The sequence below is a fragment of the Pseudoxanthomonas sp. genome (genome assembly GCF_035999195.1).
In the GTDB taxonomy this organism is placed as follows: Bacteria; Pseudomonadota; Gammaproteobacteria; order Xanthomonadales; family Xanthomonadaceae; genus Pseudoxanthomonas_A.
This window is the reverse complement of sequence record NZ_DASYGY010000009.1, coordinates 1,726,717-1,745,346: the sequence shown is the minus strand read 5'-3', so window position 1 is coordinate 1,745,346 and position 18,630 is coordinate 1,726,717. Positions and strand designations below refer to the sequence as shown.

Sequence of the window (18,630 nt, the reverse complement as noted above, 5' to 3'; positions counted from 1 at the left end):
AGTCAGAAAGTGAGGCAGGTTGTTCTGCCGCCTGCCATTTAGCTAACAAATACAGCCACTTGAGTGAATTGTTCGATTGCTGGTGGGCCACCAATGCCGTCGAAGCGTTTGCACTTACGTTGAAGTCCACAAGATTCTGGGAGTCGTTGGCTCACGCCTCCCCAGTCACCTCGTCAAAGTGAGAGAGCGACTTCTACGGTGATCGTGACGTCAGGAGGCGCGTCAGCCGGTCAGGGCGGTCGCGCATTCTGCGCAGATGCGGATAGCGAGTGCCTCCGTCATAGTCGATCTCCAGGTCGTATCGATCCCCACCTTGACGGATCCGCACGGCGACGCGTCTGTCGACGCTTTTCCTGATTGCGCTCAACAGCGCTTCACGGGAAAACGCTTCGCCGTTGATCGCCTCCAGCACTGCACCGGGGCCGATACCTGCGCGGAACGCCGGACTGTTCCAGATGACCGACTGCACCCTTCCGTGCGTGTCGACCACCATGCCAATCGAGTGGCGCACGTCGTAGCCTCCGATCTCCGCCTCATTCTGCAGAAACGTGGCCGTCGGTGTGTCGTCGTAGACCAGTTCCCAGCCGGCGCGACCCAGGCCGCCCAGTACCAGTGGCACGTGCGTGTCGAGCCGTTCGTCGACATGTTTCGACCAGTCGATGGGCACCATCCTGTGCAGGGCGGCGCAGAGATCATCGAAGGTGTACGTGTGCGGACCTGGCCCGAGGTCGGCCGAGTAGAACGCGGCAGCCAAGTCGTCCAAGCCGTATCGGCCGCCGGAACCATCGCGGAGCATCATGTCGACCTCCAGCCAGAGCAGGACTCCCTCGGTGTAGTAGTCCTTGCGGCGCTGCCACTCCGGCCACACCGCCGCGCGGCCCGACATGTAGAGCGGGTCATTGGTGGTGTCGCGGAGCGTCTTCCACGCCCGGCCGTTCGCCGCCTCGACGTTGGCCGCATCCAGTGCGAGCTTGTCCAGCGTCTCCTGATGGCTGCGGAGACCGCTCCTGGCCGCCAGCACTCGCCCCCAGAACTCGGTCTGACCCTCGTAGCTCCACAGCATTCCGTTGCGTATCGGGGTGTTCGGTGTCGGCGTCCATTGTCCGACCGGCACGCGGAAGCGGCCGTTCCATGCGTGCACGTGCTCGTGGACGATCAGGTCGAGGTTGTTGAGCTGGCGGGAACGGTCCCGGAAGTAATCCGCAGGGAGATGGATTTCAGCCGAACCGGCGTGCTCAATGCCCCCGGGAGGGAACGCGTCGCTCAGGATCACCATGGCCTCGAACCTTGCGTAGGGCGCTCGGCCGAATACCGCGTGGGTTTCCCGCAGCATGCGGCGCATGTCGGCCGCGTCCCGATCCGTCAGATCCGGAGTTTCCCCGCTATCCGACAGCAGGCTCAGCCGGAAGGCGGGCTGTCCGGCCGGGCCCATGTCGTAAGTGCGGACATGTCTGGCCGCTATCGCCGGCGCGTCCAGCAACGTGTCCAACGTCGTGACCGCGTACCTCACCGATCCGTCGGAGGCTTCTTCGGCACGCAATGAAGAAACCGCATGCAGGCCGCTCGGGAGACGAACAGCGGCCTGGACGGGGATGTTGCTTGCGTACCAGCCTGCGGGGTAGAGCAGCAGCCTTTGCCACTGCACCGCGACCAGATCGGGGCCTAGGATCGCGTCGCCCGGCCTGACGACGTACTGGAACTCGACAGTGATGTCGTCGACACCTTCAGGCACATCGAGGTGGAAGGCGTGCATTTCGAGCTCATCCCGCCGCCACTCCAGACGCTGCGAGCCGGCAAACATCATCAGCCCGGCCAAATTTGCCGCCGACAGCGTACGCGCGTGGCTCGATGGTTCCCACGCCGGGTACAGCAGGGTTGTCCTGCCCGGCATCTGCACAGGAATGGTTTCCCGGACACGGAAGACCCAGCGATTCAGATCGCTGGCATCGACCTCCAGGCGTATCGTGCCGTCGAATCTGCGGTCTTGCGGTGTCGGTGTCTCGGAAAGCGGCAGCCCCCACTGCGGACGACCACCTGCTGCCGATGCCGCGCCCGCCATGATCAGCGCGCAAAGGATCAGAGCCAGGTAGCGGGAGATGACACCAGGACCTTTATCGCTTTCCACTTCGTCATGCCTCGCTGTCGTCGCCCAGACATCCGGGGCACGTACGATAGGTGCATATAGACAGATTGTAAACAAGAGACTATTTGAAAAGATCGCCTCGATCAGGCACGCTGCCCGCTTTCTGCGGACCGCCACATACTGAAATGCCGAATCGTTCCCCTCGCGCCGCGGCCCTTGCGCCGCATTTCCCTGTCGCCGATGCGATAGCGGCGCTGTTCCGGCCTCATGTCGAAGTCGTCGTCCACGATCTTCTGACGATGAAGATCGCTCACATCGCCAATCCGATCTCCAAGCGCAAGGTGGGCGACAGCTCCAGCGGCGATCGCTTTCCGGACGAGGCGCTGACGCATCAGATGATCGGCCCCTACCGGAAGACCCAGGCGGATGGCCGCAACATGCGGTGCATGACGGCGGTGTTGCGCGATGAGAAGGGACATCCACACGGAATGCTCTGCATCAATTTCGATGTAGGCATGTTGGAGCGCGTCCGCGAGAGCCTTGGGACACTGGCCTTCCTGCCCCCGTCCCCGGAGCCGGAGAGCTTCTTCCACGATAACTGGCGACAAGTGCTGGAGCGCATCGTCAGCAACCATGAAACCGAGCAGGGGATGTCAGTCAGGGCACTGGATACGTCGGGACGCCTCACCCTGATTGCCCGACTGCACGAGGCCGGGATCCTGGATATACGCAACGCCGCACCCGCCGTCGCCAGCAGGATGGGCATCTCCCGTGCATTGCTCTACCGATATCTGAAAAACGTTCGGGAATCGATCCGGCCGGCGCACAGTCCTTGACTGCAATCGCCTGGCGCTCGACGTGCGTCATGCGCTGGCGCCACGTCAGCTTCCGTCCCGTAGTCGACCTGTAAGGCCTGTCTGATCGGCCTCTCCTGGAGGGGGCATTCGGAGCTCATCGCGTGCGGATCGGCGCCATCCGAGGGCGCCTTTCCGCGGGACCTGCTGCCATTGACGGGGCTAGGTGGTAGACTGGTGTTGATAATCATTCGCATCAATCCCCCTCATGCAGCTTCGCTCAATTCAGCAAACGATGTTGGCCACGGCCCTGTCCTTGGCGTTCTTTCAGGCTCATGCCCAATCCGCGCCTGAGGCGGTGCCGGCCTCCGATGTGACGGAACTGGATTCGGTCCAGGTGCTGGGGCGGGCGCAGACGCTGTACAAGGCCGACGACGCGGCCGTCGGCACCCGCACGGATACGCCGCTCGTCCTGGTCCCGCAGTCGGTGCAGGTCATGCCGCGCGAGCTGATCGACGACCAGGCCGCGCGCCAGGTGACCGATCTCTACCGCAGCATCAGCGGGATCAGCTTCTTCAGCTACGCGGGCGTCACCCTGCGTGGTTTCCGCCAGGAGAACGTGCTGTACGACGGCCTGCGCGGCGATCCCTATGCCGGCTTCTCGGTCCCACAGCTGTTCAACATCGAGCGGGTGGAAGTGCTCAAGGGGCCGGCCGGCGCGCTGTACGGCGGCGGCGATGCCGGCGGCGTCATCAACTACGTCACCCGCAAGCCGCAGGCCAAGGCGCAGCGACGGGTGGAGCTGCAGGCCGGCAACGAGGATTTCGTCGCCGGTTCGATGGAAGCTACCGGGCCCGTCACCTCAACCGGCAACGTGCGCTACCGGCTCGGCGCCTATGCCGACGGCGAGGAGGGCGTGCGTTGGAATGCCGACAGCCAGAGCGTGATCGGCGACGCGTCTGTCGCCTTCGATGTCGGCCAGACGGGCGAGCTGATTCTGCAGTACACCGATATCACCCAGACCCTCGGCGGCAACCGGCTGCGCGGCGTGCCCGTGAACGACAACGGCGCGTTCCTCACCAGTCGCCGCTGGAACCACAACGAGGCCACCGACTTCCTCGACATGCAGGCCAAGGTGGTGCTTGCGCAGTATCGCTTCTCGCCGTCACAGGCGTGGGATGTGGATTTCGCCGCCCGCTGGTTCGAGAACAGCGAGCACCAGATCTACCACGAGCCGATGGGACTGATCGATCGCGACGGCGACGGCACTGCCGAATGGATGACGCGCCAGCTGCGCAACCAGTACCGCGACAACGACGCTTATGCCGCCAATGGCAACGCGGTCTGGCGTTTCGCCACCGGAAACATCGAGCACAAGCTGCTGTTCGGCGCCGACTACTATCGTGGCGATGCCGACTTCCGCGCACAGACGGCCAACAGCGCGGACCTTCCGCGCAACGCCGGCCCGGTACCGGGCATCGACCTGTTCGATCCGGTCTACGGCGTCACGTCGTACCGGGACTACGACCTCGCCGGACTGCCCTGGCGCGACACGCGCACGCGCGGCCTGCGCTACGGCGGTTATCTGCAGGACGAGGTGACGGTGACGCCGCGCTGGTATGTGCTGGCCGGGCTGCGCTGGGACGGCTTCGAAGACGAAGACCTGATCGCGGGCGCCCGCGTGGACGGCCACGACGTCAGCTGGCGCCTGGGCAGCACCTTCGTGCTGCGCGACGGCCTGAACGCCTACGCCAGCGTGGCCAGCGGTTTCGTGCCGCAGGCCACCGGCAACCAGAACCCGGCCGCGGGCGGGCCGTTCGATGCGGAGCAGAGCCGGCAGTGGGAAGTCGGCCTGAAGACGCTGCTGGCCGAGGGGCGGCTGACGCTTAATACCGCGTTGTACCGGATCGAGCGCAGCAACATCGTGCAGGCGACCGGGGAGGTGGTGGACGGCGTCAACCAGCTGGCGGCGCTGGGACTGGTGCGCAGCGAGGGACTGGAAGTCGACCTCCTGGCCGACGTGACCGACCGCTGGGTAATCAGCCTGGCCTATGCGTACAACGATGCGCGGGTGGTCGATGCCGGCAGCAACGGTATCACCAATGCGTCGGGTGACCGTTTCGCCAACGCACCGCGCAACAAGCTGGGATTGTGGACGCGCTACGACCTTCCCGCCATCGCGTCGGCCATCGGGTTCGGCGCCGACTACACCGACGAGCGCATCAGCCTGGACGGACAGCGGGTCAAGCCATACACGATCTTCGACCTGAGCTGGCAGACGCAATGGCGCGACTGGAAGTTCCAGGCCAACATCAAGAACCTGTTCGACAAGGTCTACGCGGCGAGCGGCTTCATCGAGCGCAACGGCCACTTCCCGGGTGAACCGCGACGGCTGTACCTGCAGGCGGCCTATACCTTCTGATCACGCCATGCACGCGCCGCCGCCAGCGACCGCAGCCGCCTCCCTGCCTACGCCGTCGGCCAGGGCGGGCACGCGACGTCGCTGGTTCGATCTGCACAGTTGGATAGGACTCAAGCTGAGCCTGTTCATGGGCTTCATCTGCCTCACCGGCACGCTGGCGGTGTTCGCGCAGGAACTGGACTGGCTGCTGCATGCGGAAATGCGCGTGGTGCCCAGCGAGCAGCGTGCGAGCTGGGGCACGATGGTGGACGCCGTGCAGCGTGCCCATCCCACCTGGGAACTGCAGGGACTCACCGCACCGCATGCGTCGCGCTTTGCCGCACGCGCCCAGATGCGCACCGATGAGGGCAAACTGCGCTTCGTCTGGGTCGATCCGTATACCGGCAAGGTGACCGGCGATACCCACTGGTTCAACGCCCACCGTTTCCTGCGCAACACGCATCGCCACCTCATGCTGCCGGTCAAGTACGGCGTGCCGCTGGTGGCGGCCTTGTCGATCCCGCTGCTGCTCTCCCTGATCAGCAGCTTTTTCATCTACAAGCGCTGGTGGCGCGGCTTCTTCAGCTGGCCGCGTGCGGACCGTCCACGCCGCTTCTGGGGTGACATCCACCGGTTGTGCGGCGTGTGGAGCCTCTGGTTCGTGGCCCTGATCGCGATCACCGGTGGGTGGTATCTGGTCGAATCGCTGGGCGGGAAGGCCGAGCCGCCGCCGAAGATCGCCCTGCCCGGCGACGGCAAGCGCGATGCGCCCGCCCACGCCGATCGGGCGGCCATCGACCGCGCCGTGGCCGCGCTGCAGCAGCGCTGGCCCGAACTGCAGGTGGCCGGCGTGCAGCCCAGCATGGCGGGCACCGGCCTGCTCATCGAAGGCCAGGCACAGGCCTGGCTCGTGCGCGACCGCGCGAACGCGGCAGGCTTCGATCTGCGCGATGGCCGCCTGCTCGACCTGCAGGACGGCCGCGACATGAGCGTGCACCAGCGCATCGCCGAGATGGCCGACCCGCTGCATTTCGGTTCGTTCGGTGGGTGGCCCGTGCGTCTGATTTGGTTCCTGTTCGGCGCTGCACTGACGGCGCTCAGCTTTACCGGGGTCTACCTCTACGGATTGCGCGTCGCGGATCAGTTACGGTCGGCGCGCAAACGGAGACCACATGACGCCTGATCCCGGTCCTTGGCGACTCGCATGGCGGCGCATGGGGGCGTGGCGATGGGTATGGCTCGCGCTTGCCCTCGTCTGGCTCGTACTCATCCCGCTCGAGGCCATGAAATAGGCGCACTCTTCGGATAGGCAGCGCCTATCCGGCGGCGCGCTACCCGACCGCCGTGTCAGCCAGGGCGATCAACCCTGCGCGTGCTTCGGTCTGTGTGATCGAACCCCTCGCTGTTGCGCCGCATTCCCGGCAAGCCAGGTCTTCCGCCCGATCCCGCGCCCGCCTGCGCCACGGGAAGAGGCTCCTCGCCACGGCGTCGTCCGGGCGAGCGGGGCGTGCGGCTACCATGACTTCCCGCATATTTATCGTTATACGATATGCCATGTATCGTTTAACAACATTCCGCCTGGAGCGATCCATGAGTCGTATGCCCGCCCGAGCCCTCGCCGTCACCCGACCGATCATCCTCGGGCTGACCGTCCTCAACCTGCTCTACCTCCTCTCCGTCATCGCCCTGTTCTGCGGCAGCTTCTTCATCGAGGACTGGCCGTGGAAGCCGCTTGGCCTCGACCTCGCCACCCTGGATCCGCAGGTGCCGCTGGGCATGCGGGCGATCATGCTGATCGGCATCGTGGGAGCGGCGATCGTCCATACCATCCTGCGGCGCCTGTTGGCGATCATCGACACCGTGCGGAGCGGGGATGCCTTCGTACGTGCGAACGCGCAACGCCTGAACGTGATCGCCTGGAGCGTGCTGGCCGTCGAGCTGCTGCGGCTGGCGGTACTCGCCATCACCAAGCTGACGTCGATACCCGGACAGATGGACGGCTTCTCGCCCACGCCCTGGCTGGCCGTGGTGCTGCTGTTCGTGCTGTCCGGCGTGTTCTCGCACGGTGCGCGCATGCGCACGGACCTGGAAGGGACGGTCTGACATGGCCATCGTCGTGCGCCTGGACGAACTGCTGCACGCACGCCGGATGACGCTCACCGAGCTGGCCGCGCGCGTCGACATCACGCTGGCGAACCTGTCGATCCTGAAGACCGGCAAGGCCAAGGCGATCCGGTTCTCGACCCTGGACGCCATCTGCGCCGCACTGGACTGCCAGCCCGGCGAACTGCTGGTCCACGATCCCTCACTGACCGCCGACGACTGATGCGGGACGGCGCGCGCCGTCTCCATCGCCACTCTTCTCTCCCAAAGGGAACCCCTCCATGTTTCGTACCCTGATTGCCGCGGTCGCGGCGACATTGGCCTTTGCGTTGCCCGCCATCGCGGCCAGTCCCGCCGCAGGACCGGCCGACTTCCTCTCCGAGACCGACTGTTTCGACGCCACCCCGGACTACCGGAGCTGGCTGGATTCGGTCGCGCAGCGTCTCGATGATCCGGCGCGCTCGATGCCGCGGCTACAGGCGCTGGTGCCTCCCGATACCTTCGCCTTCGCACGTTCCGCATTCGATTGCCGCATCGTGTCGTATGAGAGCGGCGGGCACACCGTATCCGGCTACGTCGTCAGGCCCCGGTCGTGGACGACGCAGGGCACGCTGCCGCTGCTGGTCTACAACCGCGGCGGCAATGGCGCGTACGGCAAGCTCGATTCGCTGCAGGTGTTCCTGAAGCTGCTGCCCCTGGCCAAGGCAGGCTTCATGGTGGTGGCCAGCCAGTATCGCGACGCGGACGAATTCGGCGGCGGGGATGTCGACGACATCATGCGGCTGATCGACCTGTCGCTGGCGATGCCGGAGGTGGACGGCAGCCGCATCTTCCTGCTCGGCCAGAGCCGCGGCGCCATGATGAGCTATCTGGTCGCACGTCGACGCGACGACATCACCGCCATCGCCACGATCGGGGGCGCGTCGGACCTGCTGGCGGGCCTGGCGTGGCGGCCCGAGATGGAGCGCATGTATCGCACCCGCATTCCCGGCTACGACAGCGACAGGCACGCCGCGCTGCGCGCGCGCTCCGCGCTTCACTGGGCGGAGCAGCTGCCCGCCGGCATGCCGGTGCTGCTGCTGCACGGCGAGGCCGACGATCGCGTCAGCGTGGAGGAGTCGCGCAGGATGGCGGCCCGGCTGCAACAGCTCGAACGTCCGCACAAGCTGCTGGTCTATCCCGGCGACGACCATGGCCTGCAGCGGAACTGGCGCAACGCCCGCACCGAAATCCTGGACTGGTTCGAGCGGGCGGGCGAGCGCCACGCCGGCGCGAACTGATCCGGCCCTTCGCCCTGGCCACCCGTCGCGCGCCGCAGGCGCTGCCTGCGTCCGGTGGCGTCGCGTCGCGATCAGGGCAGGTGTGGGGCGGGAGGAGGGGCAACCTCCGACCGCTGCGGACCTCCGCGTCCCTCGCCTTCGGGACGCGACACTGCGCCCGCTTCCTGCCGGCATTTCAACGCCGGACATGCCGGTCCAGGAACTCGAGCATGCGTGCGGCGATCTCGCCGCCATGCGTCTCGATGGCGAAATGGCCCGTGTCGAGGAAATGGACCTCGGCCTTCGGATTGTCGCGCCTGTAGGCTTCCGCACCGGCAGGGATGAAGAACGGATCGTTCCTGCCCCAGATCGCCAGGGTCGGGGGTTGGTGCTGGCGGAAGTACGCATGCAGCTGCGGGTATTGCCGGACATTGCTGCCGTAGTCCAGAAGCAGGTCCATCTGCGGTTCCTCGCCGATGCGTGCGATCGCGGCGGATGCCAATTGATAGCTCTCGGGCGCGATCAGCGAGGTATCGCGGACGCCTTCGGTGTACTGCCACTTGATCATGTCGGGCGTATTGAAGCGGCGCAGCGCTTCGCGGTTCGCGGCGGTCGGTGCGTCCCAGGCCTTGCGCATGTCGGCCCAGCCTTCGCTCAGGCCTTCTTCGTAGGCGTTGCCGTTCTGGCTGACGATGGCGGTGATCTTCCCGGGATTCGCCACGGCCAGTCGCCAGCCGACCGGCGCGCCGTAGTCGAACACGTACATCGCATAGCGATCCAGGCCCTTCTCGACCGTGAAGGCATCGATCACCGACGCCACGTTGTCGAACGTGTAGTCGAACGCGACCCCCGGCCCGACCGTCGTCTGGCCGAAGCCCGGCAGGTCGGGGGCGATCACGCGGTAGCGCTGCGCCAGCACCGGGATCAGGTTCCGGAACATGTGGGAGGAAGCACCGAAACCGTGGAGCAGGAGAACCGCAGGCGCATCGACCGGTCCGGATTCGCGATAGAAGACGCTCACCCCCTGGATGTCGGCGGTGCGGTAGTGGACCGGGGCGGCGGGTTGCGCCGCGCCAGCGGGAACGGTGCTGGCCAGCGTGGCGGCCCCCAGCAGAAGGCTCGGGAGGTTCATGGCGGATCTCAGAAAGGAAGGAGGGCTTGACGGAATAACCTTTGAAAATTGCATTTAAAGGTTACTTCGTGCCGCAGTCTGGACCGGTCGTGATAACCTGTCAACCATCTTTTTCGAGGTTACTCGCCATGGATGCTGTTGCACCGCGTGTCGGCACCGGCGGAAGGCCGGACGCCCCCCAGGTCGGGGATCACCTGGCCCTGGATCTGCTGAACACCGAGGCGCTCAGCCAGGGACAGGCGATCGATCACTGGGAGAGCGGGGAAGATGTGCACCGCTGGCTGGTGCGGCAGGGCATCGCGTCGGCAGGCGAACACACGCCGTCGGACCTGCTGCAACGCGGCCGCGACCTGCGCAAGGCGGTGCGGGAAGCGATCGCCGCGCGCAAGGCAGGCGAACCGTTCGATGTGCAGCCGCTCAACGTGCATCTGGAGGCGTATCTGACCGCGCCGCGACTGCAGCGGGATGCGGCAGGCGGATGGGCGATGACCCGTCTACCCGCCAACGGCACCGCCGCCTCACTGCTCGGCCCGGTGGCCGAAGCCGCAGCGCACCTTCTCGTGGAGGGCGACTTCGCCCTGGTCCGGCAGTGCGAACACCCCGACTGCATCCTGTGGTTCTACGACCGTACCAAGTCCCACAAGCGGCGCTGGTGCAGCATGGCGCAGTGCGGTAACCGCCAGAAGGCGGCGCGGTTCCGCAAGCGCAACCATGCGGAGTGAAGGGATGGGCTGTCCGGATGTCCTGCGCCGCGATCGACCGATGCGCTCTCCGTTCGCCCCGTTGGTGGTGCCTGCAATAGCTTGAGCGATTCTCCGGCGCTTGCGCCTGCGGCGGGTCCTACGACGTAACCCGCGGTGGGCTGGGCGGCGGACGGCGATGGGTTCCGCTCGCACGATGCAGGGCGAGCATCAAGGCCGGGCGATTCCTGCCGGGGGTTTGCGTCGCGCGTTGTCGTACCGTCGCCCCAGCCAGACCGCGAGCAGTGCCCACGCGGTGGCGAGCGGGATGGCGACAACCGGCAGGCCTGCCGGCCCTGCACCCGCGCGTCCGCTCACGGCATCGATCTGCGCGCCGAGCACATCGCCAAGGCGATGGACGAAGGTATCGATGAAGGCCCTGGCCTTGTACCGATGGTCGCGCGCGAGGTGCATGAAAAGCAGCTCCCGGGCGGGACGCGCGATGCCACGCTGGATCGCGCGGCTCGCCGCTTCCAGCACGTAGAGGACCGCGATGCCGCCGTGTGCTGCCAGTCCCGCGAATCCCGCCGCGGTGGCCAACGGCAGCACCACCAGCGCATGCCCCGGGCCGACGCGGTGGCCGATGCGGGTGCCCATCGCAAGCTGCAGCACGAGGAACACCGACTGCGTCCACATGTCGATGTCCGCCAGCAGCGCGGCCATCGCGTCCTGTCCCGCGCTCGCACCGGCGACCATCTGCAGGCGGGTCAGGTAGACCAGGGTGGTCATCACCGCCAGCAGCAGCACGTAACCGGCGATGCCGGCGAGGTAGGACGAACGGATGACCGCAAGGGCGCCGTCCCATGCGCCGCCTCCCATCGGCGCCGCCGCATCGGCATGGTGTTCCTGCGTCCCGTCGCCCGCGTCGTTGCGGCCCGGTGTGAAGCGGATCAGCCGACGCGCGCACAGGATGCCCAATGCCAGGAACACGGCCGACAGCGGCAACAGGTTGGACGCACCGATCGGCTGCGCGAGCCGCGACGTCAGCCACGGCCCGAAGATCGCGCCCAGGGTGCCGCCGATGGCGATCAGCGCGAACAGCCGTGTGCCCTGTTCGTGGGTGAAGCGGTCGGACGCCAGCGCCCAGAACACCATGGTGCCGAACACGTTGAGCACGCTGAACCACACGTAGAACGCCTGTCCGCTGCGCAGACCGACGGCGGCCGAACCGAACGTCATCGACGCCCACAACAGCAGCAGCGTCAGTGCGAAGAAGCCGTACGTCATGGCGATGGCATGCGGTCGGCGTACGCGCCCCATCAACAGACCGAAGGCCGGATTGAGCGCCAGCGTGACGAGCGCCGTCGCCATGAACAGTCCGCGCACGTTCTCCAGGCCGCCGGCCATGCCCACGGCATCGCGCACCGGGCGCAGCAGCATCAGCGCCGTCAGCACGCAGAAGAAGCCGAATGTAGCGGCCAGCAGCGGCGCGAGTTCTTCACGACGCACATCGAACACCGTCTTCGTCCATCCGGCGAACCTTCCGGCCGTTCGCAACGCCGACCGCCTCATTCCCGCTTCGAGCCCAGCCCGTGCGCGCGGGCGGCAACGTTGCCGATGCGGCACGATGCGGGCGCGACGACGGCGCACGAAGGCCCGCGCGGAACGTGGTCAGGACGCCGGATGGCGTATTCCATCCGCGCCGAACACCGCGCCGGTCAAGCGCTCCGAGACCTGCCACAGGCGTTCGGCGACCGCCGTGTCCTCGGCCTGCGGCGGCACCCTGGACGGTGCCGGATGGCCGCGCGTTTCGCCCAGCCGGTCCGGCCCGTAGTACCCGCCGGGCGCCGCGGACGGTGCGGTCGCGGCGAACAGCGGCGGGAGCGCGCCCTGCTCGGCGGGCTGGAACAGGAACCACAGGTAGCGGCGTGCCAGGCCGGGCAGGCTGGTGGCGCCGGCGCCGTTGGGAAGCAGGTCGGTACGCGAGATGCCGGGATGCGCAGCGAGGCTGCGGATGCCCCATCCTGCCTGCGTGCTGCGACGCTGCAGCTCGAAGGCGAACATCAGGCAGGCCAGCTTCGATTGCGCATAGGCGACCATCGGCGCGTAGTGGCGCGTGGACTGCAGGTCGTCGAAGTCGATCGTGCCATTGCGCGCGGCGACGCTGGACAGCGATACCACGCGCGCGCCACGCCCTTCGCGCAGCAAGGGCAGCAGCCGGGCGGTCAGCGCGAAGTGTCCCAGATGATTGGTGCCCAGTTGCAGCTCGAAGCCGTCGACGGTTTGCCTGCGCTGCGGCGGCGCCATCACGGCCGCGTTGTTGACCAGCAGGTCCAGGCTGCCGTGCGATCGGCACAGCGTGTCGGCGAAGGCGTCGATCGACGCCAGGCTGGCCAGGTCGACCTGGCCGAACCGCACCTGGGCGCGCGGCGCGGACCGGCGGATCTGTTCGACCGCCGCGGCGCCCTTGGCGCCATTGCGTCCCGCCACGATGACGTTGGCGCCCGCACGGGCCAGTGCGGTGGCGATATGGAAACCGATGCCGCCGGTTCCGGTGACCACGGCGGTTCGCCCGGTCTGCGGAGGAATGTCGGACGTGGTCCAGCTTGCCATGGTCGTTGCCTCATGAATGGAGAGTGGGGTGCATGCGCGTCGCACAAGGCATACGCCCTGGTCGCAGTGCATGCGTTCGGTACGGGCGGGGCTGGCACGCCGACGTCGGCAAGCCATCGACGAGGCGCCAGGACACCGCCGCGAGGGACCGGCAGGGAAACCGCACCGGTGCAGACACTCCGATGCGGGTGATGCGCGATCAGCGGGACGACGATGGAAAGCGTGCGCCGGTGATCTGCTCGCTCAGGTCCCACAGGCGTGCAGCGACGGTGGTATCGCGGGCGATGGCGGGAATGGCGGCCAGGCCCAGCGGTCCCGCGATCTCGTTCGGGCCGGTGGGCCCGTAGTAGGCGCCACCCTCCGCGGTGGGCGCCGTCGCCGCATACAGCGTGGGAATGGCGCCCTGCGCCGCAGTCTGCAGGTTGGCGCGGTTGCTGGCCCACTGGCGTCCCTGCGGACTGTCCAGGCCGGGGCCGCGTGCGACCAGTTCCGTCACGGCGACACCGGGATGGGCGGCCATGCTCTGGATGCCCCAGCCGCCGGCATCGCTGCGACGCTGCAGTTCCAACGCGAAGGAGAGGCAGGCCAGCTTCGACTGCGAGTACGTCGCCATCGGCTCATAGGCGCCGGTCGACTGCAGATCGTCCAGGTTCAGCGTGCCGCGATGGACGGCGATGCTGGACAGGGTCACCACGCGCGGCGCATCGCTCTTGCGCAGCAGCGGCAGCAGCTCGGCGGTGAGCAGGAAGTGACCGGCGTAGTTGGTGGCGAACTGCATCTCGAGCCCGTCCACCGACATGCCGCGTTCCGGCGGCGCCATGATCGCCGCGTTGTTGATCAGGCCATCCAGATGCGGCAGCGAATCGCCCAGGCGCTCGCCCAGCTCACGGACCGAGGACAGGCTGGACAGGTCGACGGCCTGGAACTCCACCTGCGCGGCGGGCACCTCCTGACGGATCTTCTCGATCGCGTCCTGGCCGCGCTGTGCATTGCGCGCGGCGATGACCACGCGTGCGCCCGCGGACGCCAGCGCCTTCGCATCCTCGAAGCCCATGCCGCTGGTGCCGCCGGTGACGACGAAGATGCGCCCCTTCTGCGACGGCATGTCGGCCGTGCTCCAGGTCGGCGGCGGTGGTGTCTGCGCTGCGACGTCGAGCGAGGCGACGCCGCCGAGCAGCAGCCCGAGCGCGGCAAGACGCCCCCGCCAGGCGGACGGTGCGGAAAGGGAGCGGGTGTTCTGTTCGGTGATCATGGGCAAGTCCTCGTGGGGGAGTGGGTCGTGCGTCGGTACGGGAAGCGCCGGTTCGTGCGCGGCGTCATGCGTATGCGGGTGATCCGGTTTCACGGGAGCGCTGGTGTTCGCCGAGCCCCGCATGCGCGTGGTGGTGCAGATGGCGTGCATGCACGCGTCGTGTCGTCATCGCCCGTCTCCGGGCGATGGACGCGCGCGCTGCGGCATGGCTCTGGTGGCGGATCGCGATTCGGCGGCGGTCCGGCGCGCCTGCGCGCGCCCCAGCCACAGACCAAGGGCGGCCCAGGCGACGGCCATCGGCACGACCACGCCGGCCAAGCCGCCCAGGGCCAGTCCGAGCCGGCCCAGCACACCTTCGGCCTGTGCGCCGAGCACGTCGCCGGTGCGGTACATGAACGTGTCGACGAAGGCCTTGGCCTTGTACTTGTCTTCGCGGCTCACCGCGGTGAACAACGCCTCGCGGGCCGGCCGGGTGATCCCGCGCTGCACGGCGCGGTTGGTCGCCTCCAGCAGCACCAGCACGACGAACGAACCGTAGATGGCGAGTCCGACGAAACCGAGCGCGGTGGCCACCGGCAGGATCGCCAGCGCCACGCCCAGACCGAAGCGCTGGATGAGCTTGCCGGTCAGCGTGAGCTGCAGCACCAGCACGGCGACCTGCGTCCACATGTCGATGTTGCCCAGCATCGCCGCACGCGCGTCCATGTCGTCGGTCACGGCGGCGACCATCTGCAGGCGGGTGAAGTAGATGAAGGTCGCCATCACCGTCATCAGCACCACGTAGCCGGCGATGGCGGTCAGGTAGCGCGAGCGGAACACGGCGGCGAGACCGGCCCACGCACTGCCGCCGATGCGCGCCGGCTCCGCTGTCGCGCGCGGTGTGGAGGCCGATGCATCGGCCGTCGCCTTGTCGGGCGCCACCTTCAGCAGCAGCCAGGCAGTCCCCAACGCCACGAGCAGGAAGCCGCCCGCGACGAGCAGCAGGCTCGGCGTTCCCAGTGGCACCGCCAGGCGCGAGGTCAGCCACGGCCCGAAGATCGCGCCCAGCGTGCCGCCGACGGAAATCAGCGCGAAGAAGCGCTTGCCCTGGTCGCTGCTGAACCGGTCCGCGAGCAGCGCCCAGAACACCATGGTCACGAACAGGTTGAACACGCTGAACCACACGTAGAACACCTGCCCGCTGCGCTCGCCGACCGCGCCCGGCGCGAACACCAGCAAAGCCCAGAATCCCGTCAGGCTCGCGACGAAGAAGCCATAGGTGGCGCCGATGAACTGCAGCCGCCGCAGGCGCGCGACCAGCCAGCCGAACACCGGGTTCACCGCCAGCGTCGCCAGCGCGGTGCCGACGAACAGCCAGCGGATACTTTCGATGCCGCGCTCCATGCCCAGCGCATCGCGCGCGGGCCGCAGCAGCATCAGGGCGGTGAGCACGCAGAAGAAGAACAGCGCGGCGATCAGGACCGGCGCGACCTCTTCGCGCTGGAGATTGAACATGCGATACGGCAGGGTCGTGCGCGGGGGCGTCGCGTTCCGGTTCATCGGCGGGAGTCCTGGGTTGCGCTGTCCGTGGAACTCAGTCGGCCGTGGCGGACGGAAAGGGCGCGCCGCTCAGTGTTTCGCTGACGTCCCACAGGCGTTTGGCGACCTCGGCATCCATCGCGGCATCGGGGACGCGTGCGTGGCCCACGTCGCCGCGCGCCTCCAGCAGTCCGGTCGGTCCGTAGTAATGTCCGCCTTGCGCATCGCGCGCGGTCGCGGCGTACAGCGTGGGCAACGCACCCTGTTCCGCCGTCTGGAAGAAGCGCCACAGCGGCGTGCTGCGGCCCTGCGACGGCAGCAGGTTGGTGCGCGACAGGCCGGGGTGGCTGGCGATGCTGGTGATGCCCCAGCCCTGCGCATCGCTGCGCCGCTGCAGCTCACGCGCGAACATCAGGCACGCCAGCTTCGACTGCCGGTAGGCCGCCGCCGTATCCCACTCGCGCTCGAACTGCAGGTCGTCGAAGTGGAGCTCGCCACGCCGTGCCGCGATGCTGGACAGGGTGACGACACGCGGCGCATCCGACTTGCGCAGCAGCGGCAGCAGGTCGGCCGTCAGCGCGAAGTGGCCGAGATAGTTGATCGCGAACTGCGACTCGAAGCCATCGGGCGTGACGTCGCGCTGGGGCGGCTCCATGATGCCGGCGTTGTTGATCAGGCCGTCCAGGCGCGGCAGCGACGCGGCGAGGCGGTTTCCCAATGCATGCACCGATGCCAGTTCGCCCAGGTCGAGTGCTTCGAAGCGCACGTTGGCGCCTGGGGCATCCTTGCGGATGCTGGCGATCGCGTCCTCGCCGCGTTGCGGATTGCGTGCGGCGATGATGACCTCGGCACCCGCGGCGGCCAGTGCCCTTGCGGTTTCAAAGCCGATCCCGCTGGTACCTCCGGTCACCACGAAGATGCGTCCGGCCTGGGGCGGCATGTCGGCCGTGCTCCAGTCCGGCGTGGGCGCCGGCTGCGCGACCGTGCCGCTGGCGGTGCAGGCGGAAAGCAACAGCGCACCGAGGGTGGCGAGCACCGCCGTCCACCGGTTGCGCATGCGATGCGTCGCATTGCCGACGGACGATGAAGAAACGGGATGCGGAAGCACGTCGTGGTCAAGCCGGTGGATCACGGTCGGCACCTCGGAGGGAGAGCGGTGGGGGAGGCCTGCGTGCGATCAGCAGGTGATGCACTGTGGAACGCGGACTTTAAGAAGCGTTTAAGGCACGGCCGCTCGCGAGAAACGTCGACGATGTGCATGACGATCGGCGCCGGCATGTCCGATCCACCGGTGCCTGCGGATGCCGACTCAGTGGGCGTGGCGTGCGGATGCGCGCGAGAACCGCATCGATACGGTGTGCGAGATCCAGCCGGCACTGCTGCCCAGCGCGCCTGCGCCGAACAGCCTTGCCACGCTCTCGAACGAGGGTTCGAGATGGGCGGCGAACCATGCCACCAGGCCGAGAAAGTAGCCCAGCAGATTGCCCATCACGGGCAGGCCACGCAACGACACCACCAGGATCGCGACGCACAGCACGACGATGGGCAGCGCAACGCCCGCCGCCACCCCGCCGGACAGCGCCTGCAGGGCCAGCGTCGCCATCAGGCCGACGACGAGACCGACACCGACACAGGCGAGATTCTCGATGGCCGCCCGCAGGTGCAGACCGCGCGTGTAGAACGCGATCCAGCCGATGAACATCGCCCACACGGGCAGGGCCAGCGACTGGCTGAGCGTGGCGGCCGCAGCGGCGGTCACCGCCGCGACCAGGGTCGTCGAGACATAGGTGCGCCGCGACATCATCGTCGTGTTCATGGGGTTCTCCGCAAGGGATGGGTGGGATACGCGCGAACCGATGGCATGCGCGCCATCGATCACCGGGCGCGGTCATGCGGAGCCGTGCGGGGTGAGCAGATGCTCCAGGCCCAGGTTGCGGTACAACTCGCGACGCACGCGGTCGCCCACCGCATTCACCACCTCGGCGCCGTCCTGCGACGGGTCGACATGCACGCGGAACGGGCGTTGTCCATGCGGCAACCCGATCACGCGGACGATCGCGGCCGCCACGTCCGCGACATCCGCATCCGCCGGTTCCAGCGACTTCAGTCCCTCCAGGATGCGGCCGGGCAGGCCGGCATACGGACCATGGTCGTACTCCGCTGCGCGAGCCGCGTCCGCAGGCGTCCCCGCGTGCTCGAAATGCCGGGTGCCGGAGGTATAGGCGCCGGGCAGCACGATGGTCGTCTCGATGCCCCAGCGCGACAGCTCTGCGGCATAGGACACCGCGACCGAGTCCATCGCGGCCTTGGCGGCGAAGTAGGGTGCGAGATACGGCGGTGTTCCGCCCCGCGTGCTGCTCGAGCCGACCCAGACCAGCAGCCCGTTGCCCTGCCGGCGCAGGTGCGGCAGCAGCGCGCGGTTCACGCGCTGGGTGCCGACCACGTTGACGTCGTACTGCTCGATGAACTGCTCGGGCGTGAAGGCTTCGGCCGGTCCGAACACCATGTGCCCGGCGTTGTGCACGACCACGTCGATGCGGTCCGCCTCATGCAGGATCTTCGCGATGGCATGCTGCACCGATGCGTCGGACAGCACGTCCAGTTCCAGCGTGCGCAGGTCCACGCCATGGGCGTCCGCGTAACGCGTGGCCTCGCCCACCTGCGGCGCGTTGCGCGCCTGCGCGTCGCGCATGCTCGCGTACACCGTGTGGCCCGCGTCGGCGAGGCGGCGCGCGGTCAAGGCGCCGAACCCGGACGATGCGCCGGTGACCAGGATGATCTTGCTCATGTCGATA

At 67.6% G+C, this 18,630-nt stretch carries 16 protein-coding genes; 7 read left to right on the top strand and 9 right to left on the bottom strand.

Annotated elements, in window-relative coordinates; translation table 11 throughout:
• Positions 1 to 193: 193 nt before the first annotated feature.
• Positions 194 to 2,125, bottom strand: a complete 1,932-nt coding sequence (locus tag VGN58_RS15190) for a M61 family peptidase (RefSeq protein WP_327484015.1) — start codon at positions 2,123 to 2,125, stop codon at positions 194 to 196.
• 143 nt (positions 2,126 to 2,268) lie between these two features.
• Here VGN58_RS15190 and VGN58_RS15185 point away from each other — a divergent pair, with 143 nt between their 5' ends.
• From VGN58_RS15185 to VGN58_RS15160, 6 genes are all read left to right on the top strand, one after another.
• Entirely contained in the window at positions 2,269 to 2,919 is a 651-nt protein-coding gene (locus tag VGN58_RS15185; RefSeq protein ID WP_327484014.1) for a helix-turn-helix transcriptional regulator, read from the top strand.
• 226 nt (positions 2,920 to 3,145) lie between these two features.
• Complete coding sequence (locus VGN58_RS15180; RefSeq protein WP_414710805.1) at positions 3,146 to 5,299, top strand: TonB-dependent siderophore receptor; 2,154 nt, start codon at positions 3,146 to 3,148, stop codon at positions 5,297 to 5,299.
• A 7-nt stretch (positions 5,300 to 5,306) separates the two neighbouring features.
• Positions 5,307 to 6,461, top strand: coding sequence for a PepSY-associated TM helix domain-containing protein (locus VGN58_RS15175; RefSeq protein ID WP_327484013.1), 1,155 nt, complete (start codon positions 5,307 to 5,309; stop codon positions 6,459 to 6,461).
• Between the two features lie 407 nt (positions 6,462 to 6,868).
• Positions 6,869 to 7,381, top strand: coding sequence for a DUF2975 domain-containing protein (locus VGN58_RS15170; protein WP_327484012.1), 513 nt, complete (start codon positions 6,869 to 6,871; stop codon positions 7,379 to 7,381).
• 1 nt (position 7,382) lies between these two features.
• Positions 7,383 to 7,604 (top strand): helix-turn-helix transcriptional regulator, encoded by a 222-nt coding sequence (locus VGN58_RS15165; protein ID WP_327484011.1) that lies wholly within the window; start codon positions 7,383 to 7,385, stop codon positions 7,602 to 7,604.
• Positions 7,605 to 7,662: 58 nt separating this feature from the next.
• A complete protein-coding gene (locus VGN58_RS15160; protein WP_327484010.1) occupies positions 7,663 to 8,661 on the top strand; it encodes an alpha/beta hydrolase family protein in 999 nt (332 codons plus the stop codon).
• 175 nt (positions 8,662 to 8,836) lie between these two features.
• Here the strand turns inward: VGN58_RS15160 and VGN58_RS15155 are convergent, their stop codons facing one another.
• Entirely contained in the window at positions 8,837 to 9,772 is a 936-nt protein-coding gene (locus VGN58_RS15155) for an alpha/beta hydrolase (RefSeq protein ID WP_327484009.1), read from the bottom strand.
• A gap of 128 nt (positions 9,773 to 9,900) precedes the next feature.
• Between VGN58_RS15155 and VGN58_RS15150 the strand changes: the two genes are divergently transcribed.
• Positions 9,901 to 10,494 carry a CGNR zinc finger domain-containing protein gene (locus VGN58_RS15150; RefSeq protein ID WP_327484008.1) on the top strand — a complete coding sequence of 198 codons (594 nt, stop codon included), beginning with the start codon at positions 9,901 to 9,903 and terminating at the stop codon, positions 10,492 to 10,494.
• A gap of 189 nt (positions 10,495 to 10,683) precedes the next feature.
• Here the strand turns inward: VGN58_RS15150 and VGN58_RS15145 are convergent, their stop codons facing one another.
• The 7 genes from VGN58_RS15145 to VGN58_RS15115 form a co-directional block, all read right to left on the bottom strand.
• Complete coding sequence (locus VGN58_RS15145) at positions 10,684 to 11,970, bottom strand: hypothetical protein (RefSeq protein ID WP_327484007.1); 1,287 nt, start codon at positions 11,968 to 11,970, stop codon at positions 10,684 to 10,686.
• Positions 11,971 to 12,123: 153 nt separating this feature from the next.
• Positions 12,124 to 13,065, bottom strand: coding sequence for an SDR family oxidoreductase (locus VGN58_RS15140; protein WP_327484006.1), 942 nt, complete (start codon positions 13,063 to 13,065; stop codon positions 12,124 to 12,126).
• 199 nt (positions 13,066 to 13,264) lie between these two features.
• Positions 13,265 to 14,317, bottom strand: a complete 1,053-nt coding sequence (locus VGN58_RS15135) for an SDR family oxidoreductase (protein WP_327484005.1) — start codon at positions 14,315 to 14,317, stop codon at positions 13,265 to 13,267.
• A gap of 165 nt (positions 14,318 to 14,482) precedes the next feature.
• A complete protein-coding gene (locus VGN58_RS15130; RefSeq protein WP_327484004.1) occupies positions 14,483 to 15,856 on the bottom strand; it encodes an NTP/NDP exchange transporter in 1,374 nt (457 codons plus the stop codon).
• 34 nt (positions 15,857 to 15,890) lie between these two features.
• The gene (locus VGN58_RS15125) at positions 15,891 to 16,967 is read right to left on the bottom strand and encodes an SDR family oxidoreductase (protein WP_327484003.1); all 1,077 of its coding nucleotides are present in this window, start codon (positions 16,965 to 16,967) and stop codon (positions 15,891 to 15,893) included.
• Positions 16,968 to 17,144: 177 nt separating this feature from the next.
• Positions 17,145 to 17,651 (bottom strand): DUF1097 domain-containing protein, encoded by a 507-nt coding sequence (locus VGN58_RS15120; RefSeq protein WP_327484002.1) that lies wholly within the window; start codon positions 17,649 to 17,651, stop codon positions 17,145 to 17,147.
• Positions 17,652 to 17,723: 72 nt separating this feature from the next.
• Positions 17,724 to 18,623 carry an SDR family oxidoreductase gene (locus VGN58_RS15115; protein WP_327484001.1) on the bottom strand — a complete coding sequence of 300 codons (900 nt, stop codon included), beginning with the start codon at positions 18,621 to 18,623 and terminating at the stop codon, positions 17,724 to 17,726.
• Positions 18,624 to 18,630 lie beyond the last annotated feature (7 nt).